Genomic DNA, 19206 nt, shown 5'->3' with positions numbered 1-19206 from the left:
TCTCTAATCTGGAGGTTGGTTCCGGCAGTGTTTACCGGAAGGAACGGCTCGCGCCTGTCTTAGCGCAGGCACGTGAAAACTCAATGTCGTGAGCGGGGTCAGTTCGCCTTGGCAATGCGGTCAAAGGCCATCAGGCGCTCAAGAAGTCCCTTCATCTCATGGAGCGGCACCATATTGGGACCGTCAGACGGCGCATTGTCGGGATCCTGATGTGTTTCCATGAAAACACCGGCAACGCCGACCGCAACGGCAGCGCGCGCAAGCGTTTCCACAAATTCTCGCTGACCGCCGGACGAACCTCCACGGCCTCCGGGCTGGGCGACCGAATGCGTCGCATCGAAGATGACCGGTGCGCCCATAGCCGCCATCTGCGGCAGGCCGCGCATGTCCGAGACAAGCGTGTTGTAGCCAAACGAGGTACCCCGCTCGGTCGCCATCACATTTGGATTGCCAGAATCCGTCACCTTCGAGATGACATTTTCCATATCCCACGGCGCCAGAAACTGCCCCTTCTTGACGTTCACCACCTTGCCGGTCTGCGCCGCCGCGATCAGGAGATCGGTCTGGCGGCAAAGGAATGCCGGGATCTGCAGCACATCGACCACTTCGGCGACAATCCCGCACTGTTCCTCTGTGTGAACGTCCGTAATCACTGGGACATCGAATTCCTTGCGAATGTCGGCGAAGATCGGCATGGCCGCATCCAGCCCTGCCCCGCGCTTCCCGGAGAGTGATGTGCGGTTCGCCTTGTCGAAACTGCTCTTGTAGACGAGCCCGATGCCCAGTTCGTCCGTCATCTCCTTGAGAGCACCGGCCATGTCGAACGCGTGCTGACGCGTTTCCATCTGGCATGGACCGGCGATCACCGCCAACGGAGCATCATTGCCGAAAACGACCTTGCCGACCGTCACACGAGGATTGGGTTTCATGGGGAAGACTCCTCAAAGACAAACACGGCACCCTGCCCTGCCGCCGGCGGCACGATGACCGCACCGTCATGTTCGGCAAACAGAACCTGTCGCACCTTCAAATGGTCGCGCAGCCCGGCCAGATCCAGGCATTGGAAAACGATTGCAGCCAGATCGAACCGGCCGGACGCCGGCACCCGGTCTAGGCCGTATCTGGTTTTGTAAATATCCGGCGTAATCAACGTCAGCTCGCCATTGGCAAGCTTCAGCACGATCTCTTCGGTCGCCGGTATCTGGTGCCCTTCACCGGAGAACGCGTCGAGAAAGCCCGCATAGTCATCTGGAGCGGCGGCGAGCATGACGATCCGCGCGGTTCCCGTCACGCCGTTGGCATGAGTTTCGAGCGCACCGCGGCCTGCAGCCGGTAAGTTCACGCGCTGGCACGTGAAGAAGAAATGGCCGTTGGCGTTTTCCGGTGCGGCAAAGGCCAGGCGGAACGAAGCCGTGGCTTCGCGCCCATCGACATCGCGGAAGGGGCGCGAGAAGGAGAGTGGGCTTCCAGCGGAAATTCCCGCACCAGCAAAGCGTGCATGATCTTCATCTGCGTCCGTGGTTCCAAGAACCACGGCGGAAAACCCCTCATCGCCGAATTGTTTACGAAACACGCTGTCGCGCTGGACGAAAACATTGCCTGCGGATTCCGCCTTCCGCGCGGCCTGCGGCGCGACCCGGCTCAAGGGTTCGAGATAGGACCCATCTGCGAAGAAGACGCAGCAATTGCCGGTGCCGAAAGGGTGTGCGGCATCCGCTGCCACAGTGAAGCCGAGCGCTTCCAGACGTCCGCGCGCAACCGCCAGATCGGCGGTTGGCAACACACAATGATCGAGGCTGCGATCGATGCTGCGCGGAAATCGCATCTTGTCTTCAGATACCATGCACCGCATGTGCCCGAAGCCCGGGCGCTTTGCAAGTGCCGAGCCGGGCAAGGAGTGGTTCCCCGCCGGAGCGGCGGGGAAACGAGATCACACGAGGCGCGACTGCTCTACAGCTGCTTCAATGAAAGAAGCAAAGAGCGGATGCGGCTCAAAGGGCCGGCTCTTCAGCTCGGGGTGATACTGCACGCCGATGAACCAGGGATGATCGGGATACTCGACCGTCTCCGGCAGAACGCCGTCCGGTGAAAGACCGGCAAAGACCAGTCCGCACTCTTCGAGCTTCTGACGATAGCCGATATTCACCTCATAGCGATGGCGGTGACGCTCGGAAATTTCTTCCGAACCATAGATCGCCGCAATCTTGGAGCCTTCGACAAGTTTGGATTCATAGGCGCCGAGACGCATCGTGCCGCCGAGATCGCCGGAGGCCGTGCGCTTCTCGAGCATGTTGCCCTTGAGCCACTCGGTCATCAGACCGACAACCGGCTCGCTGGTCGGGCCGAACTCCGTGGAAGAAGCCTTTTCGATCCCGGCCAGAGACCGGGCCGCCTCGATACAGGCCATCTGCATACCGAAGCAGATGCCGAAATACGGCACCTTGCGTTCGCGTGCGAACTTGGCCGCAAGGATCTTGCCCTCCGCGCCACGCTCGCCGAAGCCACCGGGCACCAGAATGCCATGCACCTTCTCAAGCCACGGAGCAGGATCTTCCTTCTCGAAGATTTCCGCCTCGATCCATTCGAGCTTCACCCGAACCCGGTTTGCCATGCCGCCATGCGAAAGCGCTTCGATCAGCGATTTGTAGGCGTCTTTCAGTCCGGTGTATTTGCCGACAACGGCAATCGTGACCTGACCTTCGGGATTGTGAATGCGGTCGGCAACCTCGTCCCAGCGCTCCATGCGCGGTTTCGGCGCCGGATCGATGCCGAAAGCGGCCAGCACTTCCGAATCGAGCCCTTCCTCGTGATAGGCTATCGGCACATCGTAGATATGCGCCACATCGAGCGCCTGAATGACGGCTGATTCGCGCACATTGCAGAACAGCGACAGCTTGCGCCGTTCTTCGGCGGGGATTTCCCGGTCTGCGCGCACCAGAAGGATGTCAGGAGCAATGCCGATGGACCGCAATTCCTTCACGGAATGCTGCGTCGGCTTGGTCTTGAGTTCGCCGGCTGCCGGAATCCAGGGCATCAAGGTCAGATGCACATAGACCGTGTTGCCGCGCGGCAGTTCGTTGCCGAGCTGGCGAATCGCCTCAAGGAACGGCATCGCCTCGATGTCGCCGACGGTTCCGCCGATTTCGCACAGAACGAAATCGTAATCGTCATTGCCTTCGAGGACGAACTGCTTGATCTCGTCGGTAACGTGCGGGATCACCTGCACCGTGGCGCCCAGATAGTCGCCACGACGCTCTTTTTCCAGAATGTTCTGGTAGATCCTGCCTGTGGTGATGTTGTCCTGCTTGTTGGCCGAACGCCCGGTAAAGCGCTCGTAATGGCCAAGGTCCAGGTCGGTCTCGGCACCGTCATCGGTGACGAAAACCTCACCGTGCTGATAGGGCGACATCGTGCCCGGATCAACATTCAGGTAGGGATCGAGTTTACGGATGCGAACGCGGTACCCACGGGCCTGTAACAGCGCGCCAAGGGCCGCTGCTGCAATGCCTTTTCCGAGGGAGGAGACCACGCCGCCGGTTATGAAAACATATCGCGCCATGGGACTCATCGCTTAACCGGACACAGGCGATTCCGCCAGCAAAAAATAACGAGACGCAAATCTTTTTGCGCACCGCGGTGAATAAGTTCTGCGATTGGCAAAGCCGGTCGCAGCTCAGGCGACCGGTCAACCTCGCGGCACGGAGCTTACTGCCCCGTGGGAACCTGATCTTCAGGATTGGCGTCAGCCGGAGCCGAAGGCTCCTCGGTGGGAGCAGAGGCGCCCGCACCGCCAAGCTGGTCAAGAACGCCCCCCGAACCTTCCGTCTGCTCGCTTCCGGCAGGAATACGGTCCAGAATGTCCGTCGGGCTCGCGCCGTAGCGGGCGATCAGCGACAGGGCCAGCGATGTCGCGAAGAACGCGGCCGCCAGAATGGCCGTCGTGCGCGTCAGGGCATTGGCCGCGCCGCGCGCGGACATGAAACCGGAACCGCCGCCGATGCCAAGCCCGCCACCCTCGGAGCGTTGCATGAGGACGACGCCAACCAGCGCGACCACGACGATCAGATGAATGACGATGATAACGGTCTGCATGTTTCCTTCCGGCTCTCCGGCTCGAAGCATCCGCCTCAATGCGGACGCGGCTCATTACACGGCTTTTGCCGATTTTCCAAGACCGCTCACAATCCGTGTCCTGGCACCTGCATGTTTTTCCAGAAAACGGGACCATACGCACCCGTTTTGCGGAGTTTATGACGGTTTTCGGTCAAACCGGCCGGAATTTCCGAATTCCCGTCAAACCCCACCTCACATAGGCGCTTGCGGCTGTAACGCAAGCGTTTTCTCTGCCTCAGACCGGACAGGCAGCCGCAATCGCCAGAAAATCCACCGCCTTCAGACTCGCCCCGCCGACAAGCGCGCCGTCCACATGCTCGACCGAAAGCAGTTCCGTCGCGTTGCCCGGTTTGACCGACCCTCCATAAAGAAGCCGCATCTTTCCGGCCTCCTCTCCCAAAAGCTTTTCCAGCTCGTCGCGGATGTGCCTGTGCGCTTCGGCAACGTCCTCAACCGTTGGCGTCAAGCCGGTTCCGATGGCCCAGACCGGTTCATATGCAACCACCGTGTTCTTCGCCTGTGCGCCTTTGGGAACGGACCCGAGAATTTGCCGTGAGAGGACCGAAAGCGTTTCGCCCGCTTCACGCTCCGCCTTTGTCTCGCCGATACAAATCACCGCCGTCAGCCCGGCACGCCAGGCGGCTTCCGCCTTGTCGGACACGAGGGCGTCAGTTTCGCCGTGATCCGTGCGGCGTTCCGAATGGCCAACGAGAACATGGGTCGCGCCCGCATCCGCCAGCATTTCGGCCGAAACATCGCCGGTATGCGCACCGGATGCCGCCGTGTGGCAATCCTGCCCGCCGAGATGAACGCTGCCGCCCAGCGCATCCCGCGCCAGCATCATCAGCGTTGCCGGCACGCACAGAAGAGCTTCGGCGCCGTTGAACGTTCCCTCGCCTATGGCCTTCAATTCGCCAGCATCGGCGCTCAAACCGTTCATTTTCCAATTGCCTGCGATCAGGGGGCGAATTCCGGGCGTCATGGGCGGTGTCCTCAGCAAAACCAAACTCGGCAGCTTCCCTAGCAAAAACGCGGGCTGATGCAAAAGCAATTGGGACGGCAATTCCCACTCCGCTATCGACACTCGGCGTCTGGGACGCTATTGCGCTTCGTTGGGAACACTGCCCCAATACACCAAGGAACTTCGGAAAAGCCATGCTCGACAGTCTGAGAAACGCCGCCTCCACCTGGATCGCCAAGCTGCTCCTTGGCCTGCTTGTCGTGAGCTTTGCTGTCTGGGGTATTTCCGGCCAGGTTCTGAATGACCAGTCCCGCAACGTTCTGTCCGCCGGCAGCTCCTCCGTTTCCATGCTGGATTTCCGGCTTGCCTATGACCGGCAGATCAACGCTCTTTCACAACAGCTTGGAACCCGCGTCACGCGCGAGCAGGCTGTCGCCTTCGGTCTGGACGATCAGGTGCTGCAGCAGCTTGCAGCCGGCGCTTTGCTGGACGAAGAGGCCCGCCGGCTTGGCCTTGGCCTCTCGGGTGACAAGCTCGCCCAGTTGACCGCGGACGACCCGGCATTCCGCGGGCCCGATGGCCGTTTCGACCGCCAGCAGTTCGATTTCGTGCTGCGCCAGATCGGCATGCGCCCCGAGGACTATCTGAAGAACCGTGAGCAGGTGGCCATTCGCCAGCAGATTGTCGAAGCCGCGACAGACGGCATGAACGTCCCGGATGAGCTGTTCAAGAATCTTGCGCTCTATCGTGGCGAAGACCGCACCGTCGAATATCTCGCCGTGCCGCGGGCTCTTGTCGAACCAGTCGCACAGCCGGACGATGCCACGCTGCAGGCATGGTTCGATGAGCGCAAGGACGCCTATGCCGCCCCCGAATATCGCAAGTTCAGCTATGTGAAGCTTGAACCCTCCGATATCGCGGACCCGGAAGGCATTTCCGATGCGCAGGTGCAGAAGGCCTATGAAGATCTGCGCGATCGCTACACGACGCCGGAGAAGCGCACGATTGACCAGATCGTGTTTTCGGACCGTGCTGCGGCTGAAGCCGCGCTCAAAGACCTGCTGGACGGCAAGAATTTTGCAGACGTGGCAACGGCTGCCGGCAAAAGCAGCTCGGACATCGCCCTTGGCACGCTCGCCCGCAGTGACGTTGCAGACGATGCTGTCGCCGATGCGGCGTTCTCGCTCGAAGCAAACCAGTTCAGCGATGTGATCGACGGGGCTTTTGGACCCGTCATTATCTATGTCTCGGACATCCAGTCTGAGGTTGTGCAGCCACTGAGCGAAGTCGAGAGCGAAATCCGCCAGGACCTGGCGCTCGAAGAGGCTGCGCGCGTTCTGCTTGATGTTCATGATTCCTATGAAGACGCCCGCGCAGGCGGCGCTTCCATGGCCGAAGCTGCGGAAAGACTGAAGCTTTCCATGCGGACCATCGAGGCCATCGACGCAAGTGCGCGCCGCCCTGATGGAACCATTGTGGGCGACCTGCCCGTTTCAGCCGAGCTTCTGCGCGAGGTTTTCGAAAGCGAAACCGGTATTGAAAACGCACCGCTTTCCATGGGCGGCAACGGCTTTGTGTTTTATGAGGTCGAGGGCATCACGCCGGAACGCGATCGTTCGCTTGATGAAGTGCGCGATCAGGTCACGCAGGACTGGCTGAAAGCGGAAACGGACCGCCTGCTGGCCGAGCGTGCCTCTGAATTCGCCAAGCGTCTTGAGGAAGGTGCTTCCCTGGAGGAAATCGCGACCGAAATCGGCCAGGAGAAGCAGGTCAAGCGCGGCCTCAAGCGTAATGCCAACGACGCCGACCTAGGCCAGGCCGGTGTTGCGGCGGTGTTCTCCGTTCCGCGTAACGGAACCGGCGTTTTTGCGAATCCGGCTGGCGACGGCCAGTTCCTGTTCAGGGTCACGGAAGTGTTCGAGCCGGCCAGCGCGACGGCAGAGAGCATTCCCGACAATCAGCGCGCCACGATGCGTTCGGCACTTGCCGATGACCTGCTCGACCAGATGGTTGCGCGCCTGCAGGGCAAATATCCGGTTACGGTGAACCGGGCGGCCATGCAGGAAGCCCTGAGTTTCTGAGGCGGCAGATGAACGGATTCAAAACCTACATCGCCAAGGCCGCTTCCGGCGCCTCCCTGAGTTTTGACGAGGCGAGGCAGGCCTTCGACATCATGATGTCGGGCGATGCGACGCCAAGCCAGATCGGCGGTTTTCTCATGGCTCTGCGCGTGCGCGGCGAAACCGTGGAAGAAATTTCCGGCGCCGTTGCCACGATGCGCGACAAGATGCTGCCGGTCTCTGCTCCCGATGATGCGGTGGACATCGTCGGCACAGGCGGCGATGCCTCCGGCTCTTACAACGTTTCTACCTGCTCGGCCTTCATCGTTGCGGGTGCCGGCGTGCCCGTCGCCAAGCATGGTAACAGGGCGCTCTCTTCGCGGTCCGGTGCGGCTGACACGCTGGCTGCCCTTGGCATCAATATCGAGCTGACCCCGCAGGAGATCGCCGATTGCATCAACGAGGCGGGGCTGGGTTTCATGTTTGCGCCCGCCCATCACTCGGCCATGCGTCACGTCGGGCCATCCCGCGTTGAGCTCGGGACCCGCACGATCTTCAATCTTCTCGGGCCGCTTTCCAATCCGGCGGGTGTCCGCCGCCAGCTTGTGGGCGTGTTCGCACCGGAATGGGTGGCGCCGATCGCCCACGTGCTCAAACAGCTGGGCACAGAATCCGCATGGGTCGTTCACGGCGCCGGGCTGGATGAGATGACCACCGCCGGGACGACGCAGGTTGCGGCGCTCGAGGACGGTGAAATCCGCCATTTTGAGATCATGCCCGAGGATGTCGGCCTGAAGCGGGTCACGATGGCGGATCTGAAAGGCGGCGAAGCGGCGTACAATGCCAGGGCGCTGAAAGCGGTTCTGGAAGGCGAGAAGAACGCCTACCGCGATATCTGCCTGTTGAATTCGGGTGCGGCGCTGGTTGTCGCAGGACGCGCAAAGACCCTGAAGGATGGCATGAAGCTGGCCGCTGAATCGCTTGACCATGGGCATGCGCTGGCCACCCTGAATCAGCTGATCGAGGTTTCAAACAGGGGAGCCCCGAGCGGTGACGACTGATATTCTACGCAAAATCGAAGCCTATAAGCGCGAGGAGATCGCTGCGGCCAAGACCACCACGCCCCTGCCCGATCTTGTTGCCAGAGCACGCGACGTCGAGGCACCGCGCGGCTTCGCCGATGCGCTTCTTCACAAACAGGCGACCGGCCGCTTTGGGCTTATTGCCGAAATAAAGAAGGCGAGCCCGTCGCGCGGGCTCATTCGCGCAGATTTCGACCCTCCCCGACTGGCCGCGGCCTATGAAGACGGCGGTGCCGCATGCCTTTCCGTGTTGACCGACGGACCTTCCTTTCAGGGTGCGCCTGCGTTTCTCGAAGCTACCCGCTCCGCATGTGCGCTGCCGGCGCTGCGCAAGGATTTCCTGTTCGAACCCTATCAGGTTTATGAAGCGCGCAGCTGGGGGGCGGACGCCATCCTGATCATCATGGCCAGCGTTTCGGAAGATGAAGCCCGGGCCCTTGAGGATACGGCCCTCGAACTCGGCATGGACTGCCTGATCGAGGTCCACGACGAGCGTGAGCTGGAGCGGTCTCTCGAGCTTTCGTCACGCCTCATCGGTATCAACAATCGCAATCTGCGCACCTTTGAAACAAGCCTTGAAACCAGCGAACGGCTGGCCCCACGCGTGCCTGAAAACCGGCTGGTGGTTGGCGAGAGCGGCATCTTCACCAATGAAGATTGCCGTCGCCTGGCGCGTGCCGGCATGAACACCTTTCTGGTCGGCGAAAGCCTGATGCGGCAGGAGGATGTCGCAGGCGCGACCCGTGCCCTGCTGGGGCTCGATACCGCAAATCCGGCAGGCTGAACGATGAGCGACGACACCGGAAAGCTGACGCATATCGGCGCTTCCGGAGAAGCGCATATGGTGGATGTGAGCGGCAAGCAGGAAAGCCGCAGGGAGGCCGTCGCCGAAGGCGCTGTCGTCATGCAGGCGCAAACGCTGGAAGCCATCCTTTCAGGCAATGCCAAGAAGGGCGATGTGCTTGCCACCGCGCGCATAGCCGGCATCATGGGCGCCAAGAAGACATCTGACCTCATTCCGCTATGCCATCCGCTGGCACTTTCCAAAGTGGTGGTGGAAATCGAGGCGGATAACGCGCTGCCCGGCCTGAGAGTGCGAGCCCGTGTGCGGGTGACCGGCCAGACCGGGGTTGAAATGGAAGCGCTGACGGCCGTCTCCATCACCTGCCTGACCATTTACGACATGGCAAAGGCGCTGGATAAGGGAATGATCATCAGAGACGTTCGCCTTCTGGAAAAGACCGGCGGCAAATCCGGCGACTGGCGCGCACCGGAGCCTTCGACATGACGCTTCTGCCGGTGGATGAGGCTCTGGAGCGCATTCTCGACGGCGTGAAGGCCCTGCCCGGTGAAATGGTGCCGATCGAAGAGGCGGACGGACGTGTTCTGGCCACCCCGCTTTCGGCGATGCGCACACAGCCACCTTTCGACGCGTCGGCCATGGATGGTTACGCCGTGCGGGCTGCGGATGTCGAAACACCGCGTGAGGTGCGGTTGCGGGTGATCGGGGAATCGGCTGCCGGCAATCGGTTTCACGGCGCGGTCGGCGCTGGCGAGGCCGTTCGCATCTTCACCGGAGCGCCGGTGCCGGAAGGCGCCGATACGGTTCTCATTCAGGAAAATGCCGATCTTCAGGATGATGGCAGCATCGAAGCAACGAGCACGGTTGCCAGCGGGCGCCACATCCGCAGGGCTGGGCTCGATTTTGTCGAAGGCGATGTCGTTCTTGAACAGGGGCGCCGGCTCGGGCCGGCCGGTGTCGGTCTCGCCGCTGCCGCCGGCCATGCGATGCTTTCGGTAACCGAGCGTCCGCTGGTTGCCATCATCGCCACGGGCGATGAGCTGGTGCGACCGGGCGAGGCCTGCGGCCCCGATCAGATCGTGGCCTCCAACGGGTTCGCCATTGGGGCTCTTGGCAAAAGCGAAGGGGCCCGGATCCTCGATCTCGGCATTGTCGGCGACGACAGCGCCGCGATCACCGCCGCAGTGCAAAGGGCCGTCGCGGCGGGCGCGCATGTGCTTGTAACCCTTGGCGGCGCCTCCGTGGGGGCTCGCGATCTGGTGCGGCAGGCTCTGCTTGACGCCGGCATGTCGCTCGACTTCTGGAAGATCGCCATGCGCCCGGGCAAGCCGCTCATGTTTGGCCGGCTGGAACATCGGAACAGCCGAAACCCGAATTCCACTTCCCGGCCCGATACCACCGGAACCATGCGGGTGCTTGGCCTTCCCGGCAATCCGGTCTCAAGCCTTGTCTGCGCCCATCTTTTCCTGCGCCCGCTTGTTGCCCGCCTTGGCCAGCGCAGCCACACGCCGGATCTGCGCGCTGCGGTTCTGGCGAGTGCCCTGCGCGAGAATGACGATCGCCGCGACTATATCCGCGCTTCGGTCGCTTCCGGCCCTGAGGGGCTGATCGCGACGCCCTTTTCGCTGCAGGATTCGTCCATGTTAACCACCCTGGCCGCGGCCAATGCGCTTATCGTGCGCGAACCAGGCGCGCCGGCTGCCGAGCCGGGTTCACGCTGCCGCGTTCTGATGCTGGCATAGCCTCCAGAGCATTTTGCAGTCAGGTGGAATCACCTGACGTCAGCGCAAATGCGGGAAATCAGAGAGACAGAACGGAGCAGTGTTTCCGTGAAACGGTGAACCGCTCCAGGTATCCGCCGGCGGCGCAATTGTATTTCAGGAGAGATCCGGGCTGATGACCTTACCCGTCCCCGCGGCCGGGAATGGGCAGCGTCACCTCTCTTCCGCCAAATCCATGAACGGAATCGCGTGCGCGAATGGTGACATGGGTCAGCCCGTCAGGCAGTGACACGCCAGAGAGGCTGCGGGTAAATGGCTGTTCGTTCACATGCGGGTGCAGGAGTTTGCGTGACCCGAGGACATTGCCGGCATCGTCGAGCACGTCCCATTGATCCGCGTAGTGCTCCCACCCTTCATCTGCATGTTCCACGGTGACGTCGAAGCGGTAGGTGCCGCCGGTCTCGGCGACGATTTTCACGTCGACGACGTCCGCTTCACCGGCGGTCACTGCCGATGTGAACGTCGCGAACACGATTGAAAATGCGAAAAACCCGGCGCGCCATGCCCAGATACCAGGGAGACGTCCATGGATCGGGGCGGCACTGCCGGGTTTCAACACGACCCTGTTCCCGATCAGAACGGGATTTCGTCGTCGAGGTTCTGCGAGTAGCCGCCTCCGCCTCCGCCGCCGCCGCTGTCGGCAGGGCCGGACTGGCCAAAATCGGAGCTGCGATTGCCGCTGCCGCCACCATAGCCGACCTGACTGTCACCGCCCTGGCCGCGCGTGTCGAGCATCTGCAGTTCGCCGCGGAATTTTTGCAGCACGACTTCGGTCGTGTAACGCTCCTGACCGTTCTGGTCGGTCCATTTGCGCGTCTGGAGCTGGCCCTCGATATAGACCTTGGCGCCCTTCTTCAGATACTGCTCGGCAACCTTGGCGAGATTGTCGTTGAAAATCACCACATTATGCCATTCGGTACGCTCACGCCGCTCGCCCGACTGGCGATCACGCCATGTTTCCGATGTGGCAATCCGCATGTTGACCACCGGATCGCCGGAATTGAGCCGGCGAATTTCCGGGTCGGCGCCCAGATTTCCCACCAGAATGACCTTGTTGACGCTGCCCGCCATAACGCTTCTCCACGCTTGTCCGAAATCTGCCGCGCACCTTATCGCAAGCGGAACTGCCGCGCGCTCTTCGCCTTTGCCCGCTCCGCTGTCGTCCACAGCTCATTTGTTCTTATTATGTTCACATTCGACGAACATCTGTCAATGCCTTCAAGGGCGCCGTCCGGGGCACCTTCCGCGGCCCCCTGCGCGATGCTTCGGTCCGGCATTGCAAGGAAAAGCCCCGCCGCCTTCTGGTCGCGCGGGGCTCCGGGTCTTCTGACCCTCCATACCGGGAATGGTTTACCGGTGTCGTCAGGCAGGGCGGTTTCACCAACCCTGTCTTCAAGTAAATCTGATTTTCGGGGGCAGCCAGCCGCCAGCGTTGTCATGCCTGCCGGCGAATGCGTTCTCCAGAAACGTCATGCGCCCTGGACCGGAACCGAAACACATGCGTCGCGCAATGCGCCGAATGCGTAGCGGACCGATCAGCCAGCTGTGGCTTCGCGATCGAGGCGAAGCCTGGTGGATCGGTCAGGTGGATTCATGCCTTCCTCCTTCTTCGCGTTTCGGACATTTGCTCGGCGTCAGCGTGCTCAAGCGGCGATGCGCAGCCGATGCGCCCACCGGCGCCTCCTGCGAGTGCTCAAAAGCCGCGAGCGCTGACCGGGGCATACTGCGCCTTCGGGTTTCGCCGGTCAAGCGAATGGCCCGCTATGCCAGCAAATGTGATCGCCTGTAACGAACCGTACGCTCCTGCCAGAATTGTCAGGAGAACGTTCGGTCTTTGTTCTTTTTGCTTGCCCATCAGCCGGGCAAGCGTGTTAAAGGAAGAATATGCGCCCTTCCGCTCGTTGAGTGGCATTGGCGTATCTGCGGCGAAGCGATACCGGCTGGCGTCATCCCTGGCGCTGCGGTCGACATTTGCGTGCCGCTTCCTACATGATGCACGGACCGGCATGCTGCCGGCCAATCCGGTTTCTCAAGACAGGCAGCGACGGGGCATGCCAGAACACAAGTCCATTACCATTCGCGGTGCGCGCGAGCACAATCTGAAGAATGTCGATCTCGACCTGCCGCGCGAGAAGCTGATCGTCATGACCGGCCTGTCGGGCTCCGGCAAGTCGTCGCTCGCCTTCGACACGATCTATGCCGAGGGGCAGCGACGCTATGTGGAGAGCCTTTCGGCCTACGCGCGCCAGTTCCTGGAAATGATGCAGAAGCCGGATGTCGACCAGATCGACGGGCTTTCTCCGGCCATTTCGATCGAACAGAAGACGACGTCGAAGAACCCGCGCTCCACCGTCGGCACGGTGACGGAGATTTACGACTATATGCGCCTGCTCTTCGCGCGTGTGGGCGTGCCCTATTCACCGGCCACGGGCCTGCCCATCGAGAGCCAGACAGTGAGCCAGATGGTGGACCGGGTGATGGCACTGGAGGAAGGCACGCGGCTTTATGTGCTCGCTCCCATCGTGCGCGGACGCAAGGGCGAGTACCGCAAGGAGATGGCCGAACTCCAGAAGAAGGGCTTTCAGCGCGTCAAGGTGGACGGCACGTTCTATGAGATCGCCGAGGTGCCGGCACTCGACAAGAAATACAAGCACGACATCGACGTGGTGGTGGACCGCGTCGTGGTTCGGGATGATCTGGCAACGCGGCTCGCGGATTCGCTCGAAACCTGCCTAAAACTCGCCGAAGGGCTGGCGATTGCCGAATTTGCAGACAGGCCGTTGTCCGACGAGGCGACCGCAAAGGGTGGCGGGGCCAACAAATCGAAGAACGAGACGCACGAGCGCATCGTCTTTTCGGAAAAATTCGCCTGCCCCGTCTCCGGCTTCACGATTCCGGAAATCGAGCCGCGGCTTTTCTCGTTCAACAACCCGGCGGGCGCCTGCCCGACCTGCGACGGGCTCGGCAGCCAGCGCGCCATCGATCCGAATCTGGTGGTGCCGGACGACAATGCGATCCTGCGCGAAGGGGCGATTGCACCCTGGGCGAAATCGACCTCGCCCTATTATCTGCAGACGCTGGAGGCGCTTGGACGCGAATACGGCTTCAAGGTGGGCGACCGCTGGCGCGACCTGCCGGCCGACGGGCAGGATGCGATCCTGAATGGCACGGGCGAGAAGAAGATCGTCTTCGACTATGATGACGGCCTGCGCAGCTACCGGACCACAAAACCCTTCGAGGGTGTCGTGGTCAATCTCCAGCGCCGCTGGAAGGAGACCGAATCGGCCTGGATGCGCGAGGAGATCGAGCGCTACATGTCGGCCCACCCCTGCCCGGCGTGCGGCGGACACCGCCTGAAGCCCGAGGCGCTGGCGGTGAAGATCGACGGCCTGCATATCGGCCAGGTCACCGAAATGTCGATCCGCAAGGCGGGTGCATGGTTCGAGGATCTGCCTGAGCATCTCAATGACAAGCAGAACGAGATCGCGGTCCGCATCCTGAAGGAGATCCGCGAGCGGCTACGCTTTCTCAACGATGTGGGCCTCGACTATCTGACGCTTTCGCGCAATTCGGGCACGCTTTCGGGCGGCGAGAGCCAGCGCATCCGGCTTGCCTCACAGATCGGTTCCGGCCTGACCGGCGTTCTTTATGTGCTCGACGAGCCGTCCATCGGCCTGCATCAGCGCGACAATGACCGGCTTCTCGCAACGCTCAGACATCTGCGCGATCTCGGCAATACGGTGATCGTGGTCGAGCATGACGAGGACGCCATTCTGACGGCTGACCATGTGGTCGACATCGGCCCTGCCGCTGGCGTCCACGGCGGCCAGATCATCGCCGAAGGCACGCCGCGCGACATCATGGCCAGTCCGGCCTCCATCACCGGCAAATATCTGACCGGTGCGATGGGGATCAAGATGCCCGAGCAGCGCCGTGAAATCCCGAAGAAGCGCCGCATCCGCGTCGTGGGCGCGCGCGGAAACAATTTGAAGGACGTGACGGCGGAAGTGCCGCTCGGAACGTTTTCCTGTGTCACCGGCGTTTCCGGTGGCGGCAAGTCCACACTTCTGATCGAGACACTGTTCAAGTCCGCCTCGCGCCGGATCATGGGCTCGCGCGAACAGCCCGCCGAGCATGACAGGATCGAAGGGCTCGAACATCTCGACAAGGTGATCGACATCGACCAGTCTCCGATCGGGCGCACGCCCCGGTCCAACCCGGCCACCTATACCGGCGCGTTCACGCCGATCCGCGACTGGTTTGCCGGCCTGCCGGAAGCCAAGGCGCGCGGCTACCAGCCCGGGCGCTTCTCGTTCAATGTCAAAGGCGGCCGCTGCGAGGCCTGCCAGGGCGACGGTGTCATCAAGATCGAGATGCACTTTCTGCCGGATGTCTACGTCACCTGCGATGTCTGCCATGGCAAGCGCTACAACCGCGAGACGCTCGAAGTCACCTTCAAGAGCAAGTCGATTGCCGATGTGCTGGAAATGACGGTGGATGAAGGCGTGGAGTTTTTCGCGGCCGTTCCTGCCGTGCGCGACAAGTTGGTCACGCTCGCCCGCGTCGGCCTCGGTTACATCCATATCGGCCAGCAGGCCACCACGCTTTCTGGCGGCGAGGCGCAGCGCATCAAGCTCGCCAAGGAACTGTCGAAACGGGCCACGGGCCGTACGCTCTACATTCTGGACGAGCCAACCACGGGCCTGCATTTCCACGATGTGGCAAAGCTGCTTGAAGTGCTGCATGAACTGGTCGACCAGGGCAACACGGTCGTGGTGATCGAGCACAATCTCGAAGTCATCAAGACCGCCGACTGGATCCTCGATCTGGGTCCCGAAGGCGGCGATGGCGGCGGCGAGCTTGTTGCCTCCGGCTCCATCGACGACGTGATGGCCGAGCCGCGCAGCTATACCGGCAAATTTCTGAAAGAACTTCTTGAGCGCCGGCCCGCCGGCAAGGCACAGGCAGCGGAGTAGACCGATGACCACAGGCACCATTCGCGCCGGCATGGGCGGCTGGACGTTTCAGCCATGGGAAGGCACGTTCTATCCCGACGACCTGCCGAAGAAGCGACAGCTCGAATTTGCCTCACGGCAGGTGCCGACAATCGAGGTGAACGGCACCTATTACGGCAGCCAGAAACCGGCCACCTATGCCAAATGGGCAAGTGAAGCGCCGGACGGGTTTGTCTTTTCACTCAAGGGAAACCGCTTTGTGACGAACCGCAAGGTTCTCTCGGAAGCATCTGAATCTCTTGAAAAATTTCTTGGATCGGGAATTTCCGAGATCGGCGAGAAGCTGGGCCCGCTGGTCTGGCAGTTCGCGCCGACGAAAAAGTTCGATCCCGAGGATTTCGAGGGTTTTCTGAAACTGCTGCCGCACGAGCGCGACGGCGTGCCTCTCCGACATGTTCTGGAGGTGCGCAACGAGACCTTCTGTACACCGGAATTTCCTCAGCTTGTGCGCAAATACGGTGCGGCAGTCTGCTATGCGCATCACAACACTTACCCAGAGATCGCCGACGTGACCGGCGATTTCGTCTATGCCCGCCTGCAGCGCGGTGAGGACGACATCCCGACCGCATATCCTCCCGACGAGCTCGATGGATGGGCGAAGCGCGCGAGGCTCTGGGCCGCGGGCGGACAGCCGGGCGACCTGCCCCTCATGGACCCGGCCTTCACACCGGAGACAAAGCCGCGCGACGTGTTCGTCTATTTCATCCATGAAGGAAAGATTCGCGCGCCGCATGCCGCCAGGGCTTTCATGGAGCGCGCGGGTTAGATCGCCGTGCGTCCGCCCGGACGCACAAAGGACGATCTAAACGATTGATCGAGCATCGGAATAGCCCGAAAACCGGGTTTCACTTTTCGGTCCGATACTCTGGCTCATGTCTGCGTGATTTTATGAGTTGCCTTTGGTGTTCGCTCTAAAACGCTAATTTTGCTGATGTTTTTTCGCTTCTTCGGGAGCGTTCCGCGTGCGTTTGTATGGTCCCAGCCCGCGGGCGGCGCGTGAAAACTGGCGTTGCTCATGCCATGGCCGATGGGGCTCGCTGATCGCATAAGCGATGTTGAACAGAAGCGCGTCGCGCCCCTTTCGTTCAATGCGTATCTCGGCACTGCCCCGACGGGCCAGGTCACGCGCCGTGATTGTCTGCGCGCCATCGGCCCCGCAGGGCCGATCGATGCGCGCATCATTGATGACGACGAGATCGGCGGCTCCGCACAGTTCACGAAAAGACCGTCTCGGCATCGCTGCATCCGTTTTCCTTACATGGCCGATAATCGCTCCGCTTTCGTGGCGCAGGACGCAAATGGCGTCGTTGCACAGGAAATGATGCGCTGACGCCCGGGCAATGAGTTCGGCAGTGCTCGCGCTGCTCAACCCGTCCGGTTTCCGGACAGTTTCGGTGCCTTCCGCGCGCAGCCAGTTCTCCAGCGAAAACGCATTGGGACGCTTTCGATTGACGGCGAGCGCGCCATCCTGTGTGCGTACCGCCACGAGGCGTGCGTCTTCGGAGATGAGGACGTCAGGCAGACTGCGCGTCGCTATGAGAAAAAACCCCATCGCCAGGAACGGCAATGCGGCAATCCTCAACCTCGTCGTGGTCATGGTGAGAACAACGAGTGCCGCTGTCAGGCTCAGTGTGGCGCCAAGCGGTATCGCCCCGGTCGCATCGATGGGGGTCCGCTCGGAGAACCATCGCGCGATGCTCATGACGGTGGAAATGCCCCACCCCATCACGGCCAGCGGCCACCCATCGAGATTGAGCGGCATGGTCGCAATTGCGGCGACGGCCGAGGGCATCACCACCAGGGAAACGACAGGCATCGCCGCCAGATTGGCGCCGAGGGCCAACGGCGAGGCCCGCTGAAAGTGCCAGACGCCATAAAGCGTTGTTGCGGTGCCGGCGATCAGGGATGTGAGCGCAATTCCGCCAATAGACAGGAGAACGAGATGGATGAGCTTCGCAGCACCTCTCCGCTCGACATATGGCTTTCGGGCGAGCCGCTTCTCGCGGTGCGCGTTCCACGCCGCATAGCCTGCGATCAGGGCGGCCGTTGCCGAGAAAGACATCTGGAAACCCGGCCCGACAACCTCATGTGGCGTCGTGATGATCACTGCCAGTGCCGCAACCGCGAGATTGCGCATGGTCAGGGCAGCGCGGTCGAACAACAGCGCCAGCAGCATGACCGCCAGCATGAGAAAGCTGCGCTGCGCCGCCACACCGCTGCCGGAAACAAGCAGATAGAAGAAGCAGACGAGCAGCGCCGCTGCGGCGGCGTATTTGCGCACGGGATGGCGTGAAGAAAAGCCCGGGAACACGGCAAAGCCCAGCCTTGCGGCTCCGATGATCGTGAAAGCTGCAAGCGCCATGTGCAGCCCCGAAATGGCAAGGACATGCGCAAGCCCGGCGCGGCGCAGGTCTTCATTATAGGCTTCGGGGATGCCGCCCCTCATGCCGGTGATCAAGGCGGCTGCAACCTCGCCTTCGGCCCCGCCCACCCGCTCGCGCAGCCTCGCGGCCAGGCTTTCCCGCAGTCCCTGCAGGCTGGACGACATCCGCTGCACCCACTGCCGCGCCCCGGGCAACGGCTCGATCTCCACAGGTTCGGGATCACGCATGAAAAAGCCCACGGCCCCGAGGCCGTCAAAATAGCTCTCGAAAGAAAAATCATAGGCGTGCGGCCGCACCGGCCCCGAGGGCGTCATCAGGCGCACGAGGCCCTCGATCCCGTCACCCGGCCTCAGCCCGGCCGGGATGGAGCGCGCCGACAGGCGCGCCCGCGCTGGTGCATAACGCAATTGCGGGCGTCTGGTGGACACCACATCCACTGTCAGGCGGAAACGCCCATTCGCACGATGCTCAATGCTGATGACGCGGGCGGTGAGCCGGGTGGTCACGTCGGCGCCGAGCATGGGCGTGCCGGTCCGCCAGCTCTCCACTTTGGCGCAGGCGAGCCCCAGCAGAACGATGAGGGCTGCAAGAACGGCACCACGCAGCAGCGGCTTTCCCGCGGCCAGAAATGCCACAAGGGCAAGCGCGAGCAGACCGCAGACAATGGCATAGGCCGGTGGTTCGACCGGCAGGGCGAAATAAGCGAGCGCGCCACTGCCCAGCAGGACAGGAAGCCAGAGGAACAGAGTGCCTCTTGCCGCTTCCCGCGAAAGCGCGGCACGCATATCTGCATTCAGGCGCTTGCCGAGCGGAGCGACGAGGCCATGGATTCGCGCTGCGACCGGCGCATGCGCAGGGCGCGCCGGCGACACCAAGATGCCCTGCGTTGCGTCTTCAGCTTCCGGCGTCTGCGTGCCGACCGCGAACTGCGCCCGCTCGTCGCTCTCCGCAATCGCCAGTTTGCCCCCCATCGGCCTGGCCTCCCGTGCAATGCTTGCGCCCGGACCG

At 62.0% G+C, this 19206-nt stretch carries 16 protein-coding genes; 7 read left to right on the top strand and 9 right to left on the bottom strand.

Features of this window, described 5'->3' with window-relative positions; genetic code table 11:
• Positions 1-98: 98 nt before the first annotated feature.
• From kdsA to tpiA, 5 genes are all read right to left on the bottom strand, one after another.
• Positions 99-929 carry a 3-deoxy-8-phosphooctulonate synthase gene (gene kdsA / locus BLW55_RS01725; protein ID WP_007006687.1) on the bottom strand — a complete coding sequence of 277 codons (831 nt, stop codon included), beginning with the start codon at positions 927-929 and terminating at the stop codon, positions 99-101.
• Positions 926-1825: a VOC family protein gene (locus tag BLW55_RS01720; RefSeq protein ID WP_244508964.1), complete on the bottom strand. Its 900-nt coding sequence runs from the start codon at positions 1823-1825 to the stop codon at positions 926-928. The genes kdsA and BLW55_RS01720 overlap by 4 nt, the downstream gene beginning before the upstream one ends.
• 105 nt (positions 1826-1930) lie before the next feature.
• A complete protein-coding gene (locus tag BLW55_RS01715; RefSeq protein ID WP_177175000.1) occupies positions 1931-3559 on the bottom strand; it encodes a CTP synthase in 1629 nt (542 codons plus the stop codon).
• A gap of 146 nt (positions 3560-3705) precedes the next feature.
• Complete coding sequence (gene secG / locus BLW55_RS01710) at positions 3706-4092, bottom strand: preprotein translocase subunit SecG (protein ID WP_007006690.1); 387 nt, start codon at positions 4090-4092, stop codon at positions 3706-3708.
• Positions 4093-4348: 256 nt separating this feature from the next.
• A complete protein-coding gene (tpiA, locus tag BLW55_RS01705; protein ID WP_090326311.1) occupies positions 4349-5095 on the bottom strand; it encodes a triose-phosphate isomerase in 747 nt (248 codons plus the stop codon).
• Between the two features lie 173 nt (positions 5096-5268).
• Between tpiA and BLW55_RS01700 the strand changes: the two genes are divergently transcribed.
• The 5 genes from BLW55_RS01700 to BLW55_RS01680 are packed head-to-tail and all read left to right on the top strand — an operon-like array spanning position 5269 to position 10760.
• The gene (locus BLW55_RS01700; RefSeq protein WP_090326308.1) at positions 5269-7155 is read left to right on the top strand and encodes a SurA N-terminal domain-containing protein; all 1887 of its coding nucleotides are present in this window, start codon (positions 5269-5271) and stop codon (positions 7153-7155) included.
• Positions 7156-7163: 8 nt separating this feature from the next.
• Positions 7164-8195, top strand: coding sequence for an anthranilate phosphoribosyltransferase (trpD, locus tag BLW55_RS01695; protein ID WP_090326306.1), 1032 nt, complete (start codon positions 7164-7166; stop codon positions 8193-8195).
• A complete protein-coding gene (gene trpC, locus BLW55_RS01690) occupies positions 8185-9000 on the top strand; it encodes an indole-3-glycerol phosphate synthase TrpC (protein ID WP_090326303.1) in 816 nt (271 codons plus the stop codon). The genes trpD and trpC overlap by 11 nt, the downstream gene beginning before the upstream one ends.
• Positions 9001-9003: 3 nt before the next feature.
• On the top strand, positions 9004-9504 hold the full coding sequence (moaC, locus tag BLW55_RS01685; RefSeq protein ID WP_090326301.1) for a cyclic pyranopterin monophosphate synthase MoaC: 501 nt from the start codon (positions 9004-9006) through the stop codon (positions 9502-9504).
• Positions 9501-10760, top strand: a complete 1260-nt coding sequence (locus BLW55_RS01680; RefSeq protein ID WP_090326298.1) for a molybdopterin molybdotransferase MoeA — start codon at positions 9501-9503, stop codon at positions 10758-10760. The genes moaC and BLW55_RS01680 overlap by 4 nt, the downstream gene beginning before the upstream one ends.
• A gap of 160 nt (positions 10761-10920) precedes the next feature.
• On the opposite strand, the gene BLW55_RS01675 is transcribed toward BLW55_RS01680, so the two are convergent.
• The 3 genes from BLW55_RS01675 to BLW55_RS01660 all read right to left on the bottom strand — a co-directional run bounded on the left by BLW55_RS01675 (position 10921) and on the right by BLW55_RS01660 (position 12711).
• Positions 10921-11271 carry a hypothetical protein gene (locus tag BLW55_RS01675; RefSeq protein ID WP_244508963.1) on the bottom strand — a complete coding sequence of 117 codons (351 nt, stop codon included), beginning with the start codon at positions 11269-11271 and terminating at the stop codon, positions 10921-10923.
• Between the two features lie 101 nt (positions 11272-11372).
• Complete coding sequence (locus tag BLW55_RS01670) at positions 11373-11870, bottom strand: single-stranded DNA-binding protein (protein ID WP_007006698.1); 498 nt, start codon at positions 11868-11870, stop codon at positions 11373-11375.
• A gap of 622 nt (positions 11871-12492) precedes the next feature.
• Entirely contained in the window at positions 12493-12711 is a 219-nt protein-coding gene (locus BLW55_RS01660) for a hypothetical protein (protein ID WP_143038411.1), read from the bottom strand.
• A 139-nt stretch (positions 12712-12850) separates the two neighbouring features.
• Between BLW55_RS01660 and uvrA the strand changes: the two genes are divergently transcribed.
• On the top strand, positions 12851-15775 hold the full coding sequence (uvrA, locus tag BLW55_RS01655; protein WP_090326291.1) for an excinuclease ABC subunit UvrA: 2925 nt from the start codon (positions 12851-12853) through the stop codon (positions 15773-15775).
• 4 nt (positions 15776-15779) lie between these two features.
• On the top strand, positions 15780-16580 hold the full coding sequence (locus tag BLW55_RS01650; protein ID WP_007006703.1) for a DUF72 domain-containing protein: 801 nt from the start codon (positions 15780-15782) through the stop codon (positions 16578-16580).
• Between the two features lie 153 nt (positions 16581-16733).
• Here BLW55_RS01650 and BLW55_RS01645 read toward each other — a convergent pair whose 3' ends face one another.
• Positions 16734-19169, bottom strand: coding sequence for a ComEC/Rec2 family competence protein (locus BLW55_RS01645; protein WP_090326288.1), 2436 nt, complete (start codon positions 19167-19169; stop codon positions 16734-16736).
• Positions 19170-19206 lie beyond the last annotated feature (37 nt).

Origin of the sequence: Nitratireductor aquibiodomus (assembly GCF_900105565.1) — a bacterium.
GTDB classification, from domain to species: Bacteria; Pseudomonadota; Alphaproteobacteria; order Rhizobiales; family Rhizobiaceae; genus Nitratireductor; species Nitratireductor aquibiodomus.
This window is presented reverse-complemented; position numbering and strand designations above follow the sequence as displayed.

What these genes read in the sequence shown, in the direction of transcription:
- kdsA (WP_007006687.1), bottom strand. Translation starts at nt 929, where the DNA reads ATGAAACCCAATCCTCGTGTGACGGTCGGCAAGGTCGTTTTCGGCAAT.
- BLW55_RS01720 (WP_244508964.1), bottom strand. Translation starts at nt 1,825, where the DNA reads ATGCGATTTCCGCGCAGCATCGATCGCAGCCTCGATCATTGTGTGTTG.
- BLW55_RS01715 (WP_177175000.1), bottom strand. Translation starts at nt 3,559, where the DNA reads ATGGCGCGATATGTTTTCATAACCGGCGGCGTGGTCTCCTCCCTCGGA.
- secG (WP_007006690.1), bottom strand. Translation starts at nt 4,092, where the DNA reads ATGCAGACCGTTATCATCGTCATTCATCTGATCGTCGTGGTCGCGCTG.
- tpiA (WP_090326311.1), bottom strand. Translation starts at nt 5,095, where the DNA reads ATGACGCCCGGAATTCGCCCCCTGATCGCAGGCAATTGGAAAATGAAC.
- BLW55_RS01700 (WP_090326308.1), top strand. Translation starts at nt 5,269, where the DNA reads ATGCTCGACAGTCTGAGAAACGCCGCCTCCACCTGGATCGCCAAGCTG.
- trpD (WP_090326306.1), top strand. Translation starts at nt 7,164, where the DNA reads ATGAACGGATTCAAAACCTACATCGCCAAGGCCGCTTCCGGCGCCTCC.
- moaC (WP_090326301.1), top strand. Translation starts at nt 9,004, where the DNA reads ATGAGCGACGACACCGGAAAGCTGACGCATATCGGCGCTTCCGGAGAA.
- BLW55_RS01680 (WP_090326298.1), top strand. Translation starts at nt 9,501, where the DNA reads ATGACGCTTCTGCCGGTGGATGAGGCTCTGGAGCGCATTCTCGACGGC.
- BLW55_RS01670 (WP_007006698.1), bottom strand. Translation starts at nt 11,870, where the DNA reads ATGGCGGGCAGCGTCAACAAGGTCATTCTGGTGGGAAATCTGGGCGCC.
- BLW55_RS01660 (WP_143038411.1), bottom strand. Translation starts at nt 12,711, where the DNA reads ATGCCACTCAACGAGCGGAAGGGCGCATATTCTTCCTTTAACACGCTT.
- uvrA (WP_090326291.1), top strand. Translation starts at nt 12,851, where the DNA reads ATGCCAGAACACAAGTCCATTACCATTCGCGGTGCGCGCGAGCACAAT.
- BLW55_RS01650 (WP_007006703.1), top strand. Translation starts at nt 15,780, where the DNA reads ATGACCACAGGCACCATTCGCGCCGGCATGGGCGGCTGGACGTTTCAG.
- BLW55_RS01645 (WP_090326288.1), bottom strand. Translation starts at nt 19,169, where the DNA reads ATGGGGGGCAAACTGGCGATTGCGGAGAGCGACGAGCGGGCGCAGTTC.